Origin of the sequence: Pseudoruegeria sp. SK021, assembly GCF_002119405.1 — a bacterium.
Lineage (GTDB): Bacteria > Pseudomonadota > Alphaproteobacteria > Rhodobacterales > Rhodobacteraceae > Meridianimarinicoccus.
Genome location: NZ_MTBG01000141.1, coordinates 1 through 346, shown reverse-complemented (window position 1 = coordinate 346; position 346 = coordinate 1). Strand labels below are relative to the sequence as shown.

Annotated in this window: 1 protein-coding gene; it reads left to right on the top strand. The window is 48.0% G+C overall.

The genetic code is table 11. The features are described from left to right. Positions 1-203 (top strand): transposase (locus BV911_RS18975; RefSeq protein ID WP_205963900.1); only part of this gene is annotated, 203 nt, incomplete at its 5' end. Positions 204-346 lie beyond the last annotated feature (143 nt).

Here is a 346-nt window from a genome sequence, read left to right as displayed (position 1 = left end):
GATGCTGGTTCATTTTCCTGCCGCCATACTCGCCCGACCTGAATCCCATCGAACAGGCATTCTCCAAGCTGAAAGCCCATCTTCGCCGGATCGGGGCTAGGACATTCACCGACGTGTTCGACGCCATCGGAAAAATCTGCGATATATACGACCCTCAAGAATGCTGGAACTACTTCAAGGCCGCCGGATATGTTTCAGGTTAAAACAGAAACGCTTTAATACTACAGTTGCAGATAGTTCTGTTTTCTGATTCATCTCTCTAAAAGTTTTTGGGGGAGGATATATTATGGCGGTATCAGATTGGGCTGGCGTTCAGCTTAACTGGCGCGATGCGCTTGAAGGATTA